The 19276-nt window shown below is 63.2% G+C and carries 17 protein-coding genes; 12 read left to right on the forward strand and 5 right to left on the reverse strand.

Going from position 1 to position 19276, the window contains the following annotated elements; genetic code table 11:
- Positions 1-334: 334 nt before the first annotated feature.
- Positions 335-1120 (reverse strand): TatD family hydrolase, encoded by a 786-nt coding sequence (locus XALGPE39_RS05240; RefSeq protein WP_045727274.1) that lies wholly within the window; start codon positions 1118-1120, stop codon positions 335-337.
- On the reverse strand, positions 1111-1332 hold the full coding sequence (locus XALGPE39_RS15515; protein WP_152624820.1) for a hypothetical protein: 222 nt from the start codon (positions 1330-1332) through the stop codon (positions 1111-1113). The genes XALGPE39_RS05240 and XALGPE39_RS15515 overlap by 10 nt, the downstream gene beginning before the upstream one ends.
- Before the next feature lie 192 nt (positions 1333-1524).
- Between XALGPE39_RS15515 and XALGPE39_RS05245 the strand changes: the two genes are divergently transcribed.
- The 5 genes from XALGPE39_RS05245 (at position 1525) to XALGPE39_RS05265 (ending at position 8068) form a co-directional block, all read left to right on the forward strand.
- Positions 1525-2343 (forward strand): glycine zipper 2TM domain-containing protein, encoded by an 819-nt coding sequence (locus XALGPE39_RS05245; RefSeq protein ID WP_045727275.1) that lies wholly within the window; start codon positions 1525-1527, stop codon positions 2341-2343.
- Positions 2344-2726: 383 nt separating this feature from the next.
- Positions 2727-4145, forward strand: a complete 1419-nt coding sequence (locus tag XALGPE39_RS05250; RefSeq protein ID WP_045727276.1) for a replicative DNA helicase — start codon at positions 2727-2729, stop codon at positions 4143-4145.
- Positions 4146-4305: 160 nt separating this feature from the next.
- Positions 4306-5727, forward strand: coding sequence for a deoxyribodipyrimidine photo-lyase (locus tag XALGPE39_RS05255; RefSeq protein WP_045728987.1), 1422 nt, complete (start codon positions 4306-4308; stop codon positions 5725-5727).
- Positions 5728-5821: 94 nt separating this feature from the next.
- Entirely contained in the window at positions 5822-7279 is a 1458-nt protein-coding gene (locus XALGPE39_RS05260; protein WP_045727277.1) for a wax ester/triacylglycerol synthase family O-acyltransferase, read from the forward strand.
- A gap of 93 nt (positions 7280-7372) precedes the next feature.
- Entirely contained in the window at positions 7373-8068 is a 696-nt protein-coding gene (locus tag XALGPE39_RS05265) for an OmpA family protein (protein ID WP_045727278.1), read from the forward strand.
- A gap of 76 nt (positions 8069-8144) precedes the next feature.
- Here the strand turns inward: XALGPE39_RS05265 and XALGPE39_RS05270 are convergent, their stop codons facing one another.
- The 3 genes from XALGPE39_RS05270 to parE form a co-directional block, all read right to left on the reverse strand.
- The gene (locus XALGPE39_RS05270; RefSeq protein WP_045727279.1) at positions 8145-9134 is read right to left on the reverse strand and encodes a GGDEF domain-containing protein; all 990 of its coding nucleotides are present in this window, start codon (positions 9132-9134) and stop codon (positions 8145-8147) included.
- Positions 9135-9667: 533 nt separating this feature from the next.
- The gene (locus XALGPE39_RS05275) at positions 9668-11134 is read right to left on the reverse strand and encodes a S10 family peptidase (protein ID WP_235429867.1); all 1467 of its coding nucleotides are present in this window, start codon (positions 11132-11134) and stop codon (positions 9668-9670) included.
- Between the two features lie 178 nt (positions 11135-11312).
- A complete protein-coding gene (gene parE, locus XALGPE39_RS05280; protein WP_045727281.1) occupies positions 11313-13202 on the reverse strand; it encodes a DNA topoisomerase IV subunit B in 1890 nt (629 codons plus the stop codon).
- Between the two features lie 168 nt (positions 13203-13370).
- Here parE and XALGPE39_RS05285 point away from each other — a divergent pair, with 168 nt between their 5' ends.
- The 7 genes from XALGPE39_RS05285 (at position 13371) to ispD (ending at position 19270) form a co-directional block, all read left to right on the forward strand.
- Positions 13371-13625 carry a hypothetical protein gene (locus tag XALGPE39_RS05285; RefSeq protein WP_045727282.1) on the forward strand — a complete coding sequence of 85 codons (255 nt, stop codon included), beginning with the start codon at positions 13371-13373 and terminating at the stop codon, positions 13623-13625.
- A 136-nt stretch (positions 13626-13761) separates the two neighbouring features.
- Complete coding sequence (locus XALGPE39_RS05290) at positions 13762-15429, forward strand: CTP synthase (protein WP_045727283.1); 1668 nt, start codon at positions 13762-13764, stop codon at positions 15427-15429.
- Complete coding sequence (locus tag XALGPE39_RS05295; protein ID WP_045727284.1) at positions 15426-15914, forward strand: acetyltransferase; 489 nt, start codon at positions 15426-15428, stop codon at positions 15912-15914. Before XALGPE39_RS05290 ends, XALGPE39_RS05295 begins: the two co-directional genes overlap by 4 nt.
- 7 nt (positions 15915-15921) lie before the next feature.
- On the forward strand, positions 15922-16758 hold the full coding sequence (gene kdsA / locus XALGPE39_RS05300; protein ID WP_045728988.1) for a 3-deoxy-8-phosphooctulonate synthase: 837 nt from the start codon (positions 15922-15924) through the stop codon (positions 16756-16758).
- Between the two features lie 159 nt (positions 16759-16917).
- Positions 16918-18210, forward strand: coding sequence for a phosphopyruvate hydratase (gene eno / locus XALGPE39_RS05305; RefSeq protein WP_045727285.1), 1293 nt, complete (start codon positions 16918-16920; stop codon positions 18208-18210).
- A gap of 2 nt (positions 18211-18212) precedes the next feature.
- Positions 18213-18569, forward strand: a complete 357-nt coding sequence (gene ftsB, locus XALGPE39_RS05310) for a cell division protein FtsB (protein WP_045727286.1) — start codon at positions 18213-18215, stop codon at positions 18567-18569.
- Complete coding sequence (ispD, locus tag XALGPE39_RS05315) at positions 18566-19270, forward strand: 2-C-methyl-D-erythritol 4-phosphate cytidylyltransferase (protein WP_200893902.1); 705 nt, start codon at positions 18566-18568, stop codon at positions 19268-19270. The genes ftsB and ispD overlap by 4 nt, the downstream gene beginning before the upstream one ends.
- The last annotated feature ends 6 nt before the right edge of the window (positions 19271-19276 follow it).

Genomic DNA, 19276 nt, shown 5'->3' on the forward strand with positions numbered 1-19276 from the left:
TGTCGCGCATGGGCATATAGTTTTCCTGGAGCGTGCGCCATCTACGGCACGCGCGTTGCGTGCCGGCTGGCGACATCTCTTCCTCGTTGATTTCCTGATTGAAAAATTCACCGGTTGTGGCACGCCAAACGCATGCCACGATACCGGCCCCCGAATATGTTGCTCCAAAATCTAGACCGAATTTCCGCCTCAGTCCGCGATGTACACGAACTGATGTAGACGAACTCCGGTCCCACTCCCCTTGTATTCACATTAACTGAAATCGACGATGTGCAAACCTATCGATCGCGGTGCCCAGTTCACAGTTTCGCTCTAAATATATAAAAATGAGCGATCAGAACGCTTCGGTGAGGGGTGTTTGCAGTCCGAATAACTGCCGTGCATTGCGTGTGGTCTGCGCGGCGATGGCGGTGGCTGGCTCGCCACGCAGCGTGGCAATGGTGTCCAGCACCGTGCGCAACCGTGCCGGTTCGTTACGTTGGCCGCGGATCGATGCGTCGGGTTGGTCGGGTGCATCTGTTTCCAGTAGTAACTGTTGCAGTGGCAGTTCGGCAGCCAGGCGCCGTAGTCGTTGTGCACGCGGGTAAGTGACTGGACCACCGAGGCCGATCAGAAAATCCAGCTCGCGCAATTGCCGGGCTTGCTCGATGCTGCCAGCGAAACTGTGCACGACGCCACGCAGGCGTCCCACCTTGCGGATTGCCAGGATCACCGCGTCGACTGAGCGCCGCGCATGCACGATCACGGGTAGGTCGAACGTGCGTGCCAGATGCAGTTGTGCGACGAAGTAGCGTTGTTGCTCGACGGGGTCAAGTCCGGTGACGAAGAAATCCAGCCCGCATTCGCCGATTGCGCAGGGGCGCTCGCGGGCGATCCAGTCGGCGAGTGTTTCCAGATGCGTGGGCCGATGTTGTGCCAGGAACAGCGGATGCAACCCATAGGCAGGATGCAGCCCTGGCGTTGTCGCGCACACCGCACGCAGTGTGGGCCAGCAGGCCGCAGTCACCGCCGGCACGATCTGTGCGACGACGCCAGCGTCCTGTGCGCGGGCGATCACTGCGGCGCGGTCGTGATCGAAGGCGTCCGCGTCCAGATGACAGTGGCTGTCGATCAATTCCATCGGCGCTCAATCGTGCAGATGAGGCGTGCTGAAGAGCGGTGATCCAGGTGCGAGGGGAGCAGTGTCCAGCGCGAACACGCGCGATTTGCTGAACGGTGCCGGCCCAGGCGGTGACTGCCGGAGGCGAGTCCGTCGGTGGCCATTCGCAAACCCTTCCGGTCGCGCAATTTCTCGGCCCGGCGCGGCAGCGCCAGCATGATCGAATGGGGCATGGAGGGTTCTCCGACCAGTGGGTGGAAACGCTAACACGCCCGTCATGGCGGCGTTTTTATCGTGCTCGCCGACGACGGCAGAGTCGATTGCTGAATATCGCTGAATAGGGAGCGGATTGGTTCAGCTTCAGCATGGTAATCACAGCACCGTAGACAACGCGGCCAGCCCGCAAAACAGACAGGAGAGAGACGATGAAGACCACGACGACAACCATTCTGGTCGCGGCTGGCGCATTGCTGGTCGGTGGTGCCGCGACGGCGGCGTTCATGAACAACCACAACAGGTCTGACGATTACTCCGGCAGCGCTGATGTGCGTCCGTCGCTGGACGGCAGCCGCGGCGATAGTGCGCTCGGCAACGGTGTCGGCGGCAGGCTGGAGTACGCCGATGTGGTGCGGGTGGATCCGATCACCCAGCAGCAGCCGCACTATGCCGATGTGATCGGCGTCCAGCCGCTGCGCGAGATCGCCACCACCGACGTGCCGCGCCAGGTGTGTCACGACGTGGTGGTGCAGGAGCGCCTGCCGCGGCGCGACGTCAACAACATCGGCGGTACCGTGCTCGGCGCGGTGGTCGGCGGTTTGGTAGGTAATCAGATTGGTCATGGCGGCGGGCGCAGGGTCGCGACGGCGGCCGGCGCGGTTGCTGGTGGCTACATCGGCAATCGCATCGAGGAGAATCACGTCGGTGGCCGCGTGGTGGATCGTGATGTGCGCCGTTGCCACACCGAGAATGGCCTCGCCGAGTCTTCCCGCATCACCGGCTACGACGTGACCTATCGCAACGACGACGGCACCACCGGCACGATGCGCATGGACACCCGGCCGGGCAGCCGCATTGAATTGGGTAGCCAGGACGTGGTCAAGGGCTACGACGTGACTTACCGCTACGACGGTCTGGAAAAGACCGTGCGCATGGACCAAAAGCCCAATAGTGATCGCCTGCCGGTGCTCGATGGGCGGTTGGTGACGCAGACGGCCTCGGCTGTTGACACCATCAGCCAGCGCTGATTCGGCAGCGAAGGTTCCCGACGAAGGCCGGCGCATGCGCCGGCCTTCGCGTGTGTGGGCCTGCATGATGGAGGTGCGCATCGACGATGCGCGGCCCGCGTGTTCCTGCATGGGTTTGGTGGACCTTGCAGCGTCTGCATCCACGCATTGCGCACGCGTGTGTCGCCGAAACCGCGCATGAGGGCCGCAAGGCCACTTGCCCGCTCGGCCTGGGTCGGCTCGAATGGGGAAACCGTTGCCGCGCAACGGTTCTTGCAGGTTCTCAACGGGTTGTCCACAGATTTGTCCCTGGCTGGTTGCGACACCGTCGATTAGCATCTGCGGTCGGGCTGCGGTGAGAGGCTGCGCCCGCCGACCGCGTCCCCAGAGAGAACCCCCTGCCCATGTCAGCACGTCCCGGCTACCGCGGCGATCGCAAAAGCGAGCGTGGCGAACGCAGCGAGCCGCGTCTGGATCAACTGCGCGTGCCGCCGCATTCGATCGAGGCCGAGCAGGCCGTGCTCGGTGGCCTGATGCTGGCGCCGGAGGCCTACGACCGGATCAACGACCAGCTTACCGACAAGGATTTCTACCGGCGCGACCACCAGTTGATTTACCGCGCGATCCGCGAACTCGCCGAAAAGGACCGTCCGTTCGACGCGGTCACCCTGGGCGAGTGGTTCGAGTCGCAGGGCAAGCTGGAGACGGTCGGCGATGGCGCTTACCTGATCGAGTTGGCCAGCACCACGCCTTCGGCCGCCAACATCGGTGCCTATGCCGAAATCGTGCGCGACAAGGCGGTGTTGCGGCAATTGATCGAAGTTGGCACGGCCATCGTCAACGACGGTTTTCAGCCGGAGGGCCGCGAGAGCGCGGAGTTGCTGGCGTCGGCGGAGAAGGCGGTGTTCCAGATCGCCGAGGCCGGTGCACGCGGGCGTCGCGATTTCGTCGCCATGCCCGGCGCGTTGAAAGACGCGTTCGAGGAATTGCGCAGCCGCTTTGAGAGCGGCGGCAACATCACCGGCTTGCCGACTGGTTATAGCGATTTCGACGCGATGACCGCTGGCCTGCAGCCGACCGACTTGATCATCCTCGCCGCGCGTCCGGCGATGGGTAAGACCACCTTGGCGTTGAACATCGCCGAGTACGCGGCGATCAAGTCGAAGAAAGCGGTGGCGGTGTTTTCGATGGAAATGTCCGCCTCGCAGCTTGCGATGCGCCTGATCTCCTCCAATGGCCGGATCAACGCCCAGCGTCTGCGCACCGGCCAGCTTGAGGATGAGGACTGGGCCCGCGTCACTGGCGCGATCAAAATGCTCAAGGAAACCAAGATCTTCATCGACGATACCCCGGGCGTGTCGCCGGAGGTGTTGCGTTCCAAGGCGCGCCGGCTCAAGCGCGAACACGATCTGGGTCTGATCGTGATCGATTATCTGCAGTTGATGTCGGTTCCCGGCAACAGCGAGAACCGCGCCACCGAGATTTCGGAAATTTCGCGTTCGCTCAAGGGCCTGGCCAAGGAATTGGGCGTGCCGGTGATCGCGTTGTCGCAGCTCAATCGTTCGTTGGAGACGCGCACCGACAAGCGCCCGGTGATGGCGGACCTGCGCGAATCCGGCGCTATCGAGCAGGACGCGGACATGATCGTGTTCATCTACCGCGACGACTACTACAACAAGGAAAACTCCCCGGACAAGGGCTTGGCCGAGATCATCATCGGCAAGCATCGTGGTGGCCCGACCGGGTCGTGCAAGCTCAAGTTCTTCGGCGAATACACCCGCTTCGACAATCTCGCGCACGATTCGATCGGCTCCTTCGAATAGGTGCGCGCCGCGCGAGGCCGCATCTGCGCCATTGCCGATACGGCAGGCGTTGCCTTGCCAGAGAGTCGTGCTTGAGTGCCGATGTGGTTCTGCCGGCACTCACCTGGCCGATGCGATCAATCCGTATCATGGCGCCTCTTTCGCTGCCGACTGCATGTGCATGAGTTACGCCATCGTCTGGTTCCGGCGCGATCTGCGCCTGCACGACCAGCCTGCGCTGCAGGCCGCCCTCGCGGCGGGCCATCTCCCCGTGCCGGTATACCTGCACAGTCCCGAGGACGAAGGCGAGTGGGCGGCCGGGGCCGCGTCGTGTGCTTGGCTACAGCGCTCGCTGGCTGCGTTGGATGCGCAATTGCGCGCCCGCGGTTCGCGCCTGATCCTGCGCCAGGGGCCGGCCGAGCACGCGCTGCGCCAGGTGATCGCCGAATGCGGGGCGGTCGCGGTGTACTGGAATCGTCGTTACGAGCCGGCCACGCAGCCGCGCGATGCCCGGCTCAAGCACGACCTGCGCGCGCTTGGATTGGAGGTGCATAGCCACAATGGCGCGTTGTTGTTCGAGCCGTGGCAGTTGGCGACCCAGCAAGGTGGACCGTACAAGGTGTTCACCCCGTTCTGGCGCAGTGCGCTGAGTCGCTTGCAGGTACCAGCGCCGATGCCCGCGCCAGCCACGTTGCCGGCACCGCCGCAGGCACTGCACAGCGTGGCGCTGGATGCGCTCGGCCTGGCCCCTGCGCACGATTGGGATCGTGGGTTCTGGGAGTGCTGGCAGCCGGGCGAACAAGGCGCGCACGAGGCCCTGGACGTATTTGTCGATGGCGCACTACGCGATTACCTCGCCGGTCGCGATCGGCCCGATCAGGTCGGCACGTCGCGTTTGTCGCCGCACCTGCATTTCGGTGAAATCGCCCCGTGGCGGATCGTCGCCGCTCTGCAGCAGCAACGTCGCGCCGCCACCGCCACGGCGATCGATGGTTATATCCGTCAACTTGGCTGGCGCGATTTCGCCTATCACTTGCTGCACCATTTTCCGCATACGCCCGAGCGCAACCTCAATCCGCGCTTCGAGCGTTTCCGCTGGGCGACCCCGGATCCGGCGCAGTTGCAGGCATGGCAACGCGGATGCAGCGGCGTGCCGATTGTCGATGCCGGCCTGCGTGAGTTGTGGCACACCGGCTGGATGCACAATCGCGTGCGCATGATTGTCGCCAGTTATCTGTGCAAGCACCTGCGCGTGCACTGGTCCGAGGGTGCGCGTTGGTTCTGGGACACGCTGGTCGATGCCGATCTGGCCAGCAACACGTTGGGCTGGCAATGGGTGGCGGGGACAGGTGCCGATGCCGCGCCGTATTTCCGCGTGTTCAATCCGGTGACGCAGGCGCAGAAATTCGATCCGCAGGCGACGTACATCGCGCGCTGGGTGCCGGAGTTGGCGGGGCTGCCGCCGGCTGATCGCTTCGCGCCGTGGTTGGTGCCGCAGCGTTTGGCTCATGTTGCGCCGCACTATCCGCGTCAGCCGATTGTCGATCTGGCCGCTGGCCGCGATGCGGCATTGGCCGCCTACCGTGAAACCGTCGCTGGCTGAGCCGCCAGCGCAGCACGCTGCACGCGAGCGGCACGAACGCGATTGACGCCCTTTGCCGGGCCATGATTCACTCCGACTCCGCATAGGAGCCCGCATGGCCACCAGCAGATCAGCTCGCCTTAAGTCGCAGCGCGAACCGATGTCGCGCGTGGATACCGCCTGGTTGCGGATGGATCGGCCAACCAATCCGATGATGATCACCGGCGTGCTGATGTTGGACGAGCCATTGACGTTAGACCGGCTCAAACAACTGGTGCGCAAACGTTTTCTGGCGTTTGCGCGTTTTATGCAAAAGCCGGTGGAGACCACCACCGGCGCCTATTGGCAACGCGACGACGATTTCGACCTGGACTGGCATGTGCGTCTGTCGGCATTGCCGGGGCGAGGGCAGAAAAAAGCGCTGGAGCGTTTTGTCGGGCAGATGGCGTCTACACCCTTGGACAAAACCAAGCCGCTGTGGCAGTTCCATTTGATCGAACGTTACGAAGGCGGTTCGGCGCTGGTGGTGCGTATCCACCACTGCTATGCCGACGGCATTGCGTTGGTGCAGGTGCTGTTGTCGTTGACCGATACGCAGCGTGTGCCGGAGCCATCGGCGCAGCTTGGTCGTGCCTGGCTCAAAGACGACGGCAAGGACGTCGTGCGCCGGGTCGGTGCGATGGATCGTTATCTCAGGCTCGGCGGGCGCATGCTCGATAAAGGCCGTGCAATGGCGCAGGATCCCAACCTGCCGACCATACTGGCGCGCGAAGGCGGGTTGATCGGCCGCGAACTGGTCAACGCGCTGCTGTTGTCCGACGATCCGCCGACGTTGCTGCGGGGTCGTCTGGGCGTGAGCAAGCGTGTGGCCTGGGCCGCGCCGTTGGACCTGAGCGAAGTGAAGGCGGTGGGCCGCGCTTGCGATTGCACGGTCAACGACGTGCTGATGGCGACCATGGCCGGTGCGTTGCGCGACTATATGCTCGAACGCGGCGAGCGCTTGGAGGGAGTGACGCTACGCGCCACGGTGCCGGTCAATCTGCGTCCGCTGGAACACGCGCGCAAACTCGGCAACCATTTCGGCCTGGTGTTTTTGGATTTGCCGGTGGGCCAAGCCAATCCGGTGCGGCGACTGCAGTGCGTCGCCGCGTCGATGCAACAACTCAAGCAGTCGCGGCAAGCGATGGTGGTGTTCGGATTGCTGGCCGCAGTGGGCATGGCACCAGCGGGGTTGCAGTCTGCGGCGCTGGACTTGTTCAGTCGCAAAGCGACCACGGTGGCAACCAACGTGCCGGGACCGCAGCAACCGCTCTATCTGGCGGGGAGTCGGGTGCGCGAGATGATGTTCTGGGTGCCGCAGACCGGCTCGATTGGTGTTGGCGTGTCGATCATGAGCTACAACCATCGCGTGCATTTCGGCCTGATCGGCGATGCGCGGCTGATTCCCGATCCGGATGCGGTGATGCGGCGCGTGGCGGCCGAGTTCGAAAAACTGCTGTACCTGGCGCTGATGGGTAACTGGGAGCATCCCTTGCGTGCAGTGGATGCGGAAGGCCTGCTGCCGCTTCCCTGAACCGTGCGTATTCCACGCATGGTCCTGTTCATCCGCATCGTGTGCAGGACTGTTTAAGCTGATCCCCTCCATCAAGGTTCGGTAGAAATCACGATGAAAGCGATTGCTCTTTCAAGTTTGTCCGTTGCGCTGATCGGTGCGCTGCTGCTGTCTTCCTGCGCCACGGGTGGATCGTATGTGCAACGCGATCAAAATGGTCAACCCACCGAGCAAGAGAACCGTACCGGACGCGGTGCGTTGATCGGAACCGCAGTGGGGGTGGTCGCCGGTCTGCTCAGTGGCAGTAGTGCCACCGAACGTCGCCAGCACGCGATGATTGGCGCCGGTATCGGTGCGCTGAGCGGCGCGGCGATCGGCAATTATCAGGACCGTCAGGAACGCGCGCTACGCGAACGCACCGCCAACACCGGCATCGACGTGCATCGCGACGGCGACAACATCACTTTGAACCTTCCCGACGGCATCACGTTCGATTTCAATCAGTCCACGCTCAAGCCGCAGTTTTATTCCGCGCTCAACGGCGTGGCGAAGACGCTGAGCGAGTACAACCAGACCATGATCGAAGTGGTTGGTCATACCGACAGCATCGGCAGCGATGCGGTCAATCAGCGTCTGTCCGAACAGCGTGCGTCCTCGGTGGCGGCCTACCTGAGCGCGCAGGGTGTGCAGCCCGAGCGTATCCAGACGTTGGGGGCCGGCAAGAAGTATCCGATTGCCGACAACAGCACCGAGGCCGGGCGTGCGCAGAATCGTCGTGTGGAGATTCGTGTGGTGCCGCTGCGTTCTTGATGCATCGGAACCGATGCGGAGTGCGGACAATGTCCGCATCCGTTCGGCGGCAAGACGGCGGCGTCGGTCGCCGCGTTCAGTTCTGTGTGACGTCCTCGGCCACCACGTAGGTATCGCGTCCCTTGTTCTTGGCCTGATAGAGCGCGGCGTCCGCGCGCGAGAACCAGTCCTGCCAATGCTGCTCGTCGCAGAGCATGGCCGCGCCCAGAGACACGGTGATAGCGCCACTGGGGCTGTGCAGGACGCTGCGCGTTGCCTCGTACAGGCGCTTGGTGAACGCTGTCAGTTCGTGTATCGATTGCAGCCTGGCCACGATCACGAATTCCTCGCCGCCGAAGCGGAATACCTCGTCCGGCGCATGCACTTGCAGTCGCAGTAATGCCGCCAGTTCGGCCAGGGTGCGGTCGCCTTCGGCGTGCCCATGCAGATCGTTGATTTTTTTGAAGTGATCGATGTCCAGCACGATCAGCCCATGTCGCCGCACCGTCCGGCGTGGATCGGCCACACGTTGCGACAGGCTGCGTTCGAGCATGCGTCGGTTCGGTAAACCGGTCAGTGCGTCGTGCGAGGCCAGTTGTTCCAGTTGCACGCGATCATCTTCCAGGCGCAGCGACAGCATATAGCCCAGCCCGGTGATCAGCAGCGAAACCGTCAGCAGCGAAAACATATGTTCCGGGCCGAGCAGGGGGCCAGGGGTGATGACCAGTAGCATCACGATCAGTGTGGTGTTGCAGGCCACTCCCACCTTGCGTGTGACCACGAAGAAGTTGCTCATCATCACCAGGTAAAGCCATGGCACCGCCGCATGGTGCAGTGCATGACACACCAGGGCGCAACCCAGTAGCCAACTCAGCGATAGCAAGGGGCCTATGCGTCCGTCGTCGTGGTGCAACGAGAGCCAGGTTGCCAGCGCTGCCAGATTCGCCAATGCCAGGCTGGCGACTGCCGTCCAGGGTTGGTCCAGCGATGCCTGGTAGGCACCGAAGAGCAGCAGCAGTGACGAGGTAGACGGCCCCAGAATCTTGATGATGCCGAGCCGGAATTGCCGGCGCATGGACACAGTCATGATGCCGCGCTCGCAAGACCGTGCGGGTTTGTGCGGTATGGAAGGGCGATGCGAGAAACGATAAGCATAAAGCGGCGCGGTTTAGATAAAAGCGTCCGTATTTGGAAGGCAAGTTCCATGCCTGATTGTGCTTGACGGGATCGTTTCGCGCATTTCGTATACAGGCGAAGAAGTCATTGTGCTGTGTATTGTTATCGGCGAACGACCGCTGTCACAGTGCTGCTGCGTGCAGTGGAGAGGAGGGTGTTCTTTGCCTTCGGCTGCCCCCGCATCGGGTGGGGGGAGTCCACGTTGGTTGTCGTCTGTAGCGTGCTGGGCGACATCATTTCGCAACGCGGTCAGGACGCCGTCGTAACACTGTCGCGCGCATGCTGGACTCACCAGCTGTGCGGCCCAAGGCGATGCTTAGGGCTGCTTCAAGGATGCAAGCATCCGCGGCTGGACCAATTCACTTTCGCGCACCGGCCGGCTCTTGCGGCTGCCGGTGCGCGTGGCATGTCGGTCCATCGTGCGGCATTTGCCGATCTTCGGGTTCAATTGGCCCGATACATCGCCATGACGTCTTGGCGCAGTGCGCGCTGGCTATCGGCGCGGTTGTAGAACATGTGGCCGCCTGGGTAATTCTTGACCTGGACCCGGCTCGGGTCGTTGCCCATCACCGGCATCTGGTCCACGATCAACACCGAACCCATGAAGGGGCAGGAGAGGTCGTTCCAGCCGTGCACGATCAGCACGCGCAGTTTGGGGTCGATTGCCACCGCTTGGCGCAGTTCGGTCACCGAGCCCTTGTGTGGGTCGTCGTTCCAATCCCACAGCGCGTTCACGTCGTAATTCAGCGCCTGGTAGCGCGCATTCACTTTCCAGCCGACAACGCGTGTCACGAAGTCGACCATCGCGGTGGTGGTGGGCGCAATGATGCTGTCCAGGATTGGATCGTTGGCACGCTGCTCCGGTGCGTTCGGGAACGGGTCGAAGGCGGTGACGTTGGAATCGTAGCGACTACCGAGTTCGCCTTTGTCGCGGAACACCTCGCGCAGATAGGCCTGGGTCTCCAAGCGGCCGCCGGCGCGGCGCACGTAAACCGGATCCAGTCCGGTCATTGTGGTCACCTGCTCGATCATGCGTTTGCTGCCCGCAGGGTCCGAACGTCCGCGCAGCAGCGCAGTGACATAGTCGCCGCGGGTGTATTCGACCACCTTGCGCATCGCCTCGGGCGTCAGGCGCCCCTCGCGCTCCAGGTGCGCGGCGGTGATCGAGGGCAGGGTTAGCATCCATGGCAGCGGCGAGACGTCGCCGTTGTCGTCTTGGATCGGGTTCAGATAGGGCGAGACCAGCACCACGCCATTCATGCCCACCCCGAGCCGGGTCTGCAGATAATGGGTGATGCGTGGGCCACGGAAACCGCCATAGCTCTCGCCGACCAGATACTTACGCGATTGCAGACGCTGGTGTTTCAGCAGCCAGTCGTAGATGGTGCGGGACAGATATTCGACGTCGGCCCTCGGGTTGTAGAGGTACTTCTTGGCCTGCTCCTCGCCGATGCGGGAGCGACTGAAGCCGGTGCCGACCGGATCGATGAACACCAGGTCGGTGAAATCCAGCCAGGTGCCGGGGTTGTCGTGCAGGCGGGCCGGTGCCGAGCTGCTGTCGCCCTCGCTGCCGAACGTGACCACCTTCGGGCCGATCGCGCCGAGATTCAGATAAACCGAGGCCGCTCCGGGGCCGCCGTTCAGCGCGAAGGTGACCGGTCGATCCTTGCCGTCCATGGTGTATGCGGTGTACACCACGTCGGCGATGATCTTGCCCTGGGTGTCCTTGACCGGGAGTGTGCCGACCTTGACCGTGTAGCGCAGGGTCTTGCCGTTCAACTGAATGGTTTGGCTGGTTTGCGCATCGTCGGGCAGCGGTGCCGGCTTGTCGGCGTCTGCATGCGCAGCCGCATCGGGCTTCTCATTGCCGTGCTCCGCCTCGCTGGCGAGCGCGGGGGAAAACGGCAACATGGCCAGCAATAGCACGCTGGCGAGCAGGGACGAGGAGAGGTTCGACACGCATGGGCGCTCGGTAATGGGGATTGGCATCCTAGTGGCGATAGCGCTGTCAGTGGATGTGCATAAAGACAGGGTCAGGATGAATATGGTCATCCAACCCCTTGTCGCTCACCGTGGCGTGTACCACGCTCTAGACATCCAGCGATGCCAGGTCGCCCTTCGTCTCCAGCCACTGCTTGCGGTCGCTGGCGCGCTTTTTGGCCAGCAGCATGTCCATTAGCGCACGGGTGTCGTCGCCTTCGTCCACGGTCAATTGCACCAGCCGGCGGGTGTCGGGGTGGATGGTGGATTCGCGCAATTGTTGCGGATTCATCTCGCCCAGGCCCTTGAAGCGGGTCACGCTGACTTGGCCCTTGATCTTCTCGCGTGTGATCTTTTCCAGCAGTGAGCGCTTTTCTTCCTCGTCCAGTGCGTAGAACACTTGCTTGCCCACGTCCACGCGGAATAGCGGTGGCATTGCCACGAAGACGTGGCCGGCCTTGACCAGTGACGGGAAGTGGCGCAGGAACAGCGCGGTCAGAAGTGTGGCGATGTGCAGGCCATCGGAATCGGCGTCGGCCAGGATCACCACCTTGCCATAGCGCAGGCCGTCGATTTCTTCCTTGCCCGGGTCGCAGCCGATGGCGATGGCGAGGTTGTGTACTTCTTCGGAGGCCAGCACGCTACCCGAAGCCACTTCCCAGGTATTGAGGATCTTGCCGCGTAACGGCAGGATCGCCTGGAAGTCCTTGTCGCGCGCCTGTCTTGCGCTGCCGCCGGCGGAGTCGCCTTCCACTAGGAACAATTCGGTGCGCGAGAGATCCTGGCTGATGCAGTCGGCCAGCTTGCCCGGCAACGCTGGGCCCTGGGTGACTTTTTTGCGGGTGATCTGTTTTTCGGTTTTCAGGCGTGCGCTGGCGCGGTCGATCGCGATCTGGGCGATACGCGTGCCGGTTTCCACGTTCTGGTTCAGCCACAGGCTGAAGGCATCGTGCGCGGCACCTTCGATGAAGCCGGCGGCTTGGCGGGAGGACAGGCGTTCCTTGGTTTGCCCGCTAAATTGCGGGTCGGTCATCTTCAGCGACAGCACGAAGGCGACACGGTCCCACACGTCTTCCGGCGCCAGCTTCACCCCGCGTGGCAGCAAGTTGCGGAAGTCGCAGAATTCGCGCAGCGCATCGGTCAAGCCGCTGCGCAGGCCGTTGACGTGGGTACCGTGTTGCGCGGTCGGGATCAGGTTGACGTAGCTCTCTTGTACCAGCTCGCCATCGACCACCCAAGCCACCGCCCAGTCGACAATTTCGCGGTCCTTCTTGAGGTTGCCGACGAACAGATCGGCCGGCAGGAGGTCGCGTTCGGCCAGTTCGCCGCGCAGGTAATCGCGCAGGCCATCCTCGAAATACCAGGTGTCCTGCTCGCCGCTCGCCTCCTCGTGCAGTTTGACGGTCAGGCCGGGGCACAGCACGGCCTTGGCACGCAGCAGGTGGCGCAGCGCACGCACGGCGAACTTGGGCGTGTCGAAGTAGTGGGGGTCGGGCCAGAAGCGCAGGCGCGTGCCGGTGTTTTTCTTGCCGACGCTGCCGACGATTTCCAGCTTGGAAGCCGCATGACCATCGGCAAAGGCCATACGGTATTCGTTACCTTCGCGGCGGATGAACAGTTCCACTCGTTTGGACAGTGCGTTGACCACGCTGACACCGACGCCATGCAAGCCGCCGCTGAACGTGTAATTGCGGTCGCTGAACTTGCCGCCGGCGTGCAGCCGGGTGAGGATCAATTCGACACCGGAGATTTTTTCCTCCGGGTGGATGTCCACCGGCATGCCGCGCCCGTCGTCGGAGACTTCGCAACTGCCGTCCTTGTATAGCGTTACCTCGATGTGCCGGGCATGGCCGGCCAGCGCCTCGTCCACGGCGTTGTCGATGACTTCCTGCGCCAGGTGGTTGGGGCGTGCGGTGTCGGTGTACATGCCGGGCCGGCGCTTGACCGGATCCAGGCCAGAGAGAACTTCGATGTCGGCAGCGTTGTAGCGGGTGTTCATGCGTTTTGGCAGGTGGCGCGAAGCAGAGCCGGAAGTGTGCGGGCTGCGGGGGGTTTTTGCACGCGGCCCGGTATTCAGGGCCGGTGTGGCGCCATTGCGCTAGGGTGTAGGTGGTAAAGGTGCGACGGCATCCCCCATCTTCGTCGCAGGTTTCAAGAGGAGTCCGCCATGCAGATTCGCACATCGTTGATCCTGTCTGCCCTGTTCGCCGCAGCTCTCGCCGTGCCGGTGGCGATGGCCCAGGCGCAGAGCGCCGATCCGGCCGCCGCCGGTGCCGCCGCCTATGAGGCGCAGGTCGCCAAGGAAAAGGCCCAGGCCGAGGCCAAGGCCAAGCGGCGTGCCGCCGCTGCCGCTGAGCACAACGCCGGCAAGGGCGCGGCGGCACCCAAAAAAGAGGAAGAGGAAGAAGCCCGCAAGCCCTGATGGCGCGTGGCAGTGTCGGTATCCGACGCCCCGGTTGCAGCCGGGGCGTTTGTTTTTGTGTGGCCGATGTCGCTGAAAGCGCTTGGGCAAATCCGCATCAGCCGTTAAACTATGGCTTTCCGGGAGGCCTAGAGCCATGACCCCCCTGATTTTCGTGACTGGCGGCGTAGTGTCCTCGCTTGGCAAGGGCATCGCGGCCGCCTCGCTTGCGTCCATTCTCGAGGCGCGTGGCCTGTCGGTCACGATGATGAAGCTGGACCCTTACATCAATGTCGATCCGGGCACGATGAGCCCGTTTCAGCACGGCGAGGTCTACGTCACCGACGATGGCGCCGAGACCGACCTGGATCTTGGACATTACGAGCGTTTCGTGCGCACGCGTCTATCGCGTAAGAACTCGGTCACCACCGGGCGCATCTACGAGAACGTGATCCGCAAGGAGCGTCGGGGTGACTACCTCGGTGCCACCGTGCAGGTGATCCCGCACATCACCGATGAGATCCGCCGCTGCGTGGACGAGGCCACCGCCGGTTTCGATGTGGCGCTGGTGGAGATCGGTGGCACCGTCGGCGATATCGAGTCGCTGCCGTTCCTGGAGGCGATCCGTCAGGTGCGTACCGAGCGCGGCGCCGAGAAGGCGATGTTTATTCATCTGACCCTGGTGCCGTACATCGCCGCTGCCGGTGAACTGAAGACCAAGCCGACCCAGCACTCGGTCAAGGAATTGCGCTCGATCGGTATCCAGCCGGATGTGTTGCTGTGCCGCTCCGAGCAAGCGATTCCGGATTCGGAGCGGCGCAAGATCGCGCTGTTCACGAACGTCTCCGAGCGCGCGGTGATCAGCGCCGCCGACATCAACGTGCTCTATGGCATGCCGTTGGAGTTGCACCGCCAAGGCCTGGACGAGATCGTCATCGATCAATTCAAGCTGCGCGACAAGGTCGGTCCGGCCAACCTGTCGGAATGGGAGGCCGTGGTCGATGCGGTCCAGCATCCGCTCGACGAAGTCACCATTGCCGTAGTCGGCAAGTACGTGGATCACCAGGATGCGTACAAGTCCGTCGGTGAGGCGCTCAAGCATGGCGGCTTGCGACAGCGCACCAAGGTCAACCTGAAGTGGCTGGAGGCGCAGGATCTGGAGCGCACTGACATGGCCGCCCTGGCCGATGTCGATGGCATTCTGGTGCCTGGTGGTTTCGGCGACCGTGGCTTTGAAGGCAAGGTGATGACCTCGCGTTACGCGCGTCAACACCGGGTGCCGTACTTTGGTATTTGCTACGGCATGCAGGCGGCGGTGGTCGATTACGCGCGGCATGTCGCTGGCCTGGATGCGGCCAACAGTACCGAAAACGACCGCCAGTCGCCGTATCCGGTGATCGGCCTGATCACCGAATGGCGCACTGCCACCGGCGACCTCGAAAAGCGCGACGAACGTTCCGACCTCGGTGGCACCATGCGCCTTGGGTTGCAGGAACAACGGCTCAAGCCGGGCACGCTGGCGCGCGAACTGTATGGCAAGGATGTGGTGGCCGAGCGCCACCGCCACCGTTACGAGTTCAACAACCGTTACCGTACCCAGCTTGAAGATGCCGGCTTGGTGATTTCGGCCAAGTCCATGGACGACACCCTGGTGGAGATGGTCGAACTGCCGCGCGATGTGCATCCCTGGTTCCTGGCCTGTCAGGCGCATCCGGAATTCCTGTCCACACCGCGCGACGGCCATCCGCTGTTCATCGGATTTGTCCGTGCTGCGCGGGAGCGCAAGGCGGGCGGCAAGCTGTTGAAGCAAGCGGTTGCCCAATGATTGAGGACGACTACAAGGTCTTACTGCGCAAGATCCTGAAAGACCCTGAAACGGAAGCGTTCGTCAAAGAGATCGTCCTCAACAAACCGTTGGTTTTCGAATCTTCGGATGGTTCCAACACGCTCGATATCGCAGCCAGCGCGGTCGTTAATAACGCCACGTTCAATCTGTCGTCAGGCAGCATCAGTATCGAAGATTGGGCGTTCTTTGGTCACGAAGTGAAGTTGTTGACTGGCAGTCACGATGCGACACGGTTGGACCAAGAGCGGCAAACCAGCATTCCGCAAAAAGGGCGCGATATTGTCGTAAAACGCGGCGCCTGGATCTGTACCGGGGCGATCATTCTAGGCCCCTGCATCATCGGCGAACACGCGGTTGTGGCTGCTGGAGCGGTAGTCACTCACGACGTTCCGCCATTTGCAGTCGTTGGTGGCGTGCCAGCGAAGCTCATCAAAATGCTGGATGGAGCAGTGCATGAAAATTGATGGCAGCATGAAACTGTGTGGCTTCGAGGTCGGTCTGGATCAGCCGTTGTTCCTGATTGCAGGCCCGTGCGTGATCGAGTCGATGCAACTGCAGCTCGACGTCGCCGGCAAGCTCAAGGAAATCACCGACAAGCTCGGTATCCATTTCGTGTTCAAGTCCAGCTTCGACAAGGCCAACCGCACCTCCGGCACCAGCTTCCGTGGCCCGGGCCTGGAGCAGGGGCTCAAGGTGCTGGAGGCAGTGAAGCGCCAGATCGGTGTGCCGGTGTTGACCGACGTGCACGAATACACCCCGCTGCACGAAGTGGCGGCGGTGGTGGACGTGCTGCAGACCCCGGCGTTCCTGGTGCGGCAGACCGATTTCATCAAGAACGTGTGCGCTGCTGGCAAGCCGGTCAACATCAAGAAGGGCCAGTTCCTGTCGCCGTGGGACATGAAGCCGGTGGTGGAAAAGGCCAAGTCCACTGGTAACGCGCAGATCATGGTCTGCGAGCGCGGTGCCAGCTTCGGTTACAACAACCTGGTCAGCGACATGCGCTCGCTCAGCGTGATGCGCGAGACCGGCTGTCCGGTGGTGTTCGACGCCACCCATTCGGTGCAGTTGCCTGGCGGGCAGGGCAGCAGTTCCGGTGGGCAGCGTGAATTCGTGCCGGTGCTGGCGCGTGCGGCGGTCGCGGTGGGTGTGGCCGGCGTGTTCGCCGAAACCCATCCGGATCCGTCCAAGGCCTTGTCCGATGGTCCCAATGCCTGGCCGCTGGAGCGGATGGAGGGCTTGCTGGAAACCTTGCTTGCCCTGGATGCCATCGCCAAGCGCAGTGGTTTCCCCGAGCACGGCCTGGGCTGACCCGGCGGACCGCGCACACTGGCCGTCTGTGCTGTGGAGAGTCCTCCTTGCATGCGTGATGTCGCCGTAACGCGTGACGCATTTGGCAAGCTGCGGCACTACGGCGATAATCCGATGGTTTGCCGCCTTCCCCCTTATTCCTGGTAACCGACTGCACTTATGACCACTATCGCCAAGATCCACGCTCGCGAGATCCTCGATTCGCGCGGCAACCCCACGCTCGAAGCGGAGGTGACGCTGGCTGACGGCTCCCTGGGCCGCGCCGCAGTGCCCTCGGGCGCATCCACCGGCACCAAGGAGGCGGTCGAGCTGCGCGATGGCGACAAGACCCGCTATCTGGGCAAGGGCGTGCGCAAGGCGGTGGAAAACGTCAATACGACCATCGCCAACGCATTGCAGGGCTTCGATGCGGCCGATCAGCAAGGCTTGGACCGGCGCTTGATCGACTTGGACGGCACCGAGAACAAGGGCCGCCTGGGCGCCAATGCGCTGCTCGGGGTGTCGCTGGCCAATGCCCACGCGGTCGCCGCCTCGCGCAAACAGGCGTTGTGGCAGTCGTTGTCGGCCGCTCACCCGAACAACGTGGCGCTACCGGTGCCGATGATGAACATCATCAATGGCGGCGCGCATGCCGACAATAACGTCGACTTCCAGGAGTTCATGGTGCTGCCGGTCGGCGCGGCGTCCTTCTCCGAGGCGCTGCGCGCCGGCACCGAGATCTTCCACGCGCTCAAGTCGGTGCTCAAGGGCCATGGCCTGTCCACTGCGGTCGGCGACGAGGGCGGCTTCGCGCCGGACTTCCGCAGCAACGTCGAAGCGTTGGACACCATCCTCGAAGCCATTGGCAAGGCCGGCTACACCGCTGGCGACGATGTGCTGCTGGGCCTGGACGTGGCCTCCAGCGAGTTCTACGACAACGGCAAGTACCACCTGGTGGGCGAGGGCAAGCGCCTGAGCAGCGAGCAGTTCGTGGATTTCCTGGTCGACTGGGCCGCGCAGTACCCCATCGTCAGCATCGAAGACGGCTTGGCCGAGGACGACTGGGCGGGCTGGAAGCTGCTCACCGATCGCATCGGCGGCAAGGTGCAGTTGGTCGGCGATGATTTGTTCGTGACCAATCCGAAGATCTTCAAGCAGGGGATCGCGTCCGGCACCGCCAATGCGATTTTGATCAAGGTCAACCAGATCGGCACCCTGACCGAGACCCTGGAAGCCATCGCCATGGCCGACCAGGCTGGCTACGCGGCCATCGTGTCGCACCGCTCCGGTGAGACCGAGGACACCACCATCGCCGACATCGCCGTGGCGACCACCGCGACCCAGATCAAGACGGGTTCACTGTGCCGCAGCGACCGCGTGGCCAAATACAACCAGTTGTTGCGGATCGAACAAGCGCTGGGCAGCGCCGCGCGTTATGCGGGGCGTCACGCGTTCGTCTCGCTCAAGCGATAGTCGTGCGCAACTGGCGCTGGCTGTTGCTGGTGCTGGCCGGACTGCTGGCGTGGCTGCAGTACCGCTTCTGGTTCGGTCCGGGAAATTCCGGCGAGGTGCTGGTGCTCGAAAGTCAGGTCGAGCACCAGAAGCGCGATAACGAAGGATTGCAACAACGCAACGCCGCACTCGCTGCCGAGGTCAAGGACCTCAAGGACGGCGAGGCGGCCATCGAGGAGCGCGCGCGTAGCGAACTGGGCATGATCAAACCTGGCGAGAAGTTCTACCGCGTGGTCGAGAACGCGCCGGTGTCCAAGGCACCGGACGCTGACCCGTCGCCGGCGTCCACAGCGTCCCCAGCACCGGGCGAGCAGCCCTGATGGCGGCGGTCTGGGCCGTGGTGCCGGCGGCCGGTCGCAGCACCCGATTCGGCGGTGTCACCCCCAAACAGTATCTGCAGGCCGGTGGGCGTCCCTTGCTCGCGCATGCGCTGGAGGCGCTGTTGGCGCATCCGGCGGTGGCTGGGGCGATGGTCGCACTTGGCATCGACGATACGCAGTGGCCGGGTTGGACCGAGCTGGCTGGCAAGCCGGTGCTGACTTGTCTCGGCGCGGGCAGCCGTGCCGGCTCGGTGCTGGCCGCGTTGCATGCCTTGCCGGAGTCGGTCAAGGCGGACGATTTCGTGCTGGTGCACGACGCGGCGCGTCCCAATCTAGCGCTGGCCGATTTGGACCGACTGCTGGAGACCGGTCGCGGCGATCCTGTCGGTGCGATTTTGGCCGCGCCGGTACGCGACACGCTCAAGCGCGCTGGCGATGATGGTGGCATCGACGGAACCGAGCCGCGTGAGCGTTTGTGGCGTGCGCTGACTCCACAATTGTTTCGTCGTTTTCAGTTGAGTCGTGCGTTGGAGCAGGCAGAGGCCAATGGTGTGGAGGTGACCGACGACGCCATGGCAATGGAGTTGCTGGGGTTGCGGCCGCTCCTGGTCGAGGGGGCGGAGGACAACTTCAAGATCACCACCCCGGCCGATCTGGCACGCTTCGAGTTCGCGTTGTTCCAGCGCGAACGGCAACCGTGACCGGCC

This window comes from Xanthomonas sp. GPE 39 (assembly GCF_000963005.1).
Taxonomy (GTDB): domain Bacteria; phylum Pseudomonadota; class Gammaproteobacteria; order Xanthomonadales; family Xanthomonadaceae; genus Xanthomonas_A.

Bases quoted from the DNA above. Each gene is read 5' to 3' on its own strand.
- XALGPE39_RS05265 (WP_045727278.1), top strand. From the start codon at position 7,373: ATGAAAGCGATTGCTCTTTCAAGTTTGTCCGTTGCGCTGATCGGTGCG.
- XALGPE39_RS05270 (WP_045727279.1), bottom strand. From the start codon at position 9,134: ATGACTGTGTCCATGCGCCGGCAATTCCGGCTCGGCATCATCAAGATT.
- XALGPE39_RS05250 (WP_045727276.1), top strand. From the start codon at position 2,727: ATGTCAGCACGTCCCGGCTACCGCGGCGATCGCAAAAGCGAGCGTGGC.
- XALGPE39_RS05255 (WP_045728987.1), top strand. From the start codon at position 4,306: ATGAGTTACGCCATCGTCTGGTTCCGGCGCGATCTGCGCCTGCACGAC.
- XALGPE39_RS05260 (WP_045727277.1), top strand. From the start codon at position 5,822: ATGGCCACCAGCAGATCAGCTCGCCTTAAGTCGCAGCGCGAACCGATG.
- XALGPE39_RS05295 (WP_045727284.1), top strand. From the start codon at position 15,426: ATGATTGAGGACGACTACAAGGTCTTACTGCGCAAGATCCTGAAAGAC.
- eno (WP_045727285.1), top strand. From the start codon at position 16,918: ATGACCACTATCGCCAAGATCCACGCTCGCGAGATCCTCGATTCGCGC.
- XALGPE39_RS15515 (WP_152624820.1), bottom strand. From the start codon at position 1,332: ATGCCCCATTCGATCATGCTGGCGCTGCCGCGCCGGGCCGAGAAATTG.
- XALGPE39_RS05240 (WP_045727274.1), bottom strand. From the start codon at position 1,120: ATGGAATTGATCGACAGCCACTGTCATCTGGACGCGGACGCCTTCGAT.
- XALGPE39_RS05245 (WP_045727275.1), top strand. From the start codon at position 1,525: ATGAAGACCACGACGACAACCATTCTGGTCGCGGCTGGCGCATTGCTG.
- XALGPE39_RS05290 (WP_045727283.1), top strand. From the start codon at position 13,762: ATGACCCCCCTGATTTTCGTGACTGGCGGCGTAGTGTCCTCGCTTGGC.
- kdsA (WP_045728988.1), top strand. From the start codon at position 15,922: ATGAAACTGTGTGGCTTCGAGGTCGGTCTGGATCAGCCGTTGTTCCTG.
- XALGPE39_RS05275 (WP_235429867.1), bottom strand. From the start codon at position 11,134: ATGTTGCCGTTTTCCCCCGCGCTCGCCAGCGAGGCGGAGCACGGCAAT.
- XALGPE39_RS05285 (WP_045727282.1), top strand. From the start codon at position 13,371: ATGCAGATTCGCACATCGTTGATCCTGTCTGCCCTGTTCGCCGCAGCT.
- parE (WP_045727281.1), bottom strand. From the start codon at position 13,202: ATGAACACCCGCTACAACGCTGCCGACATCGAAGTTCTCTCTGGCCTG.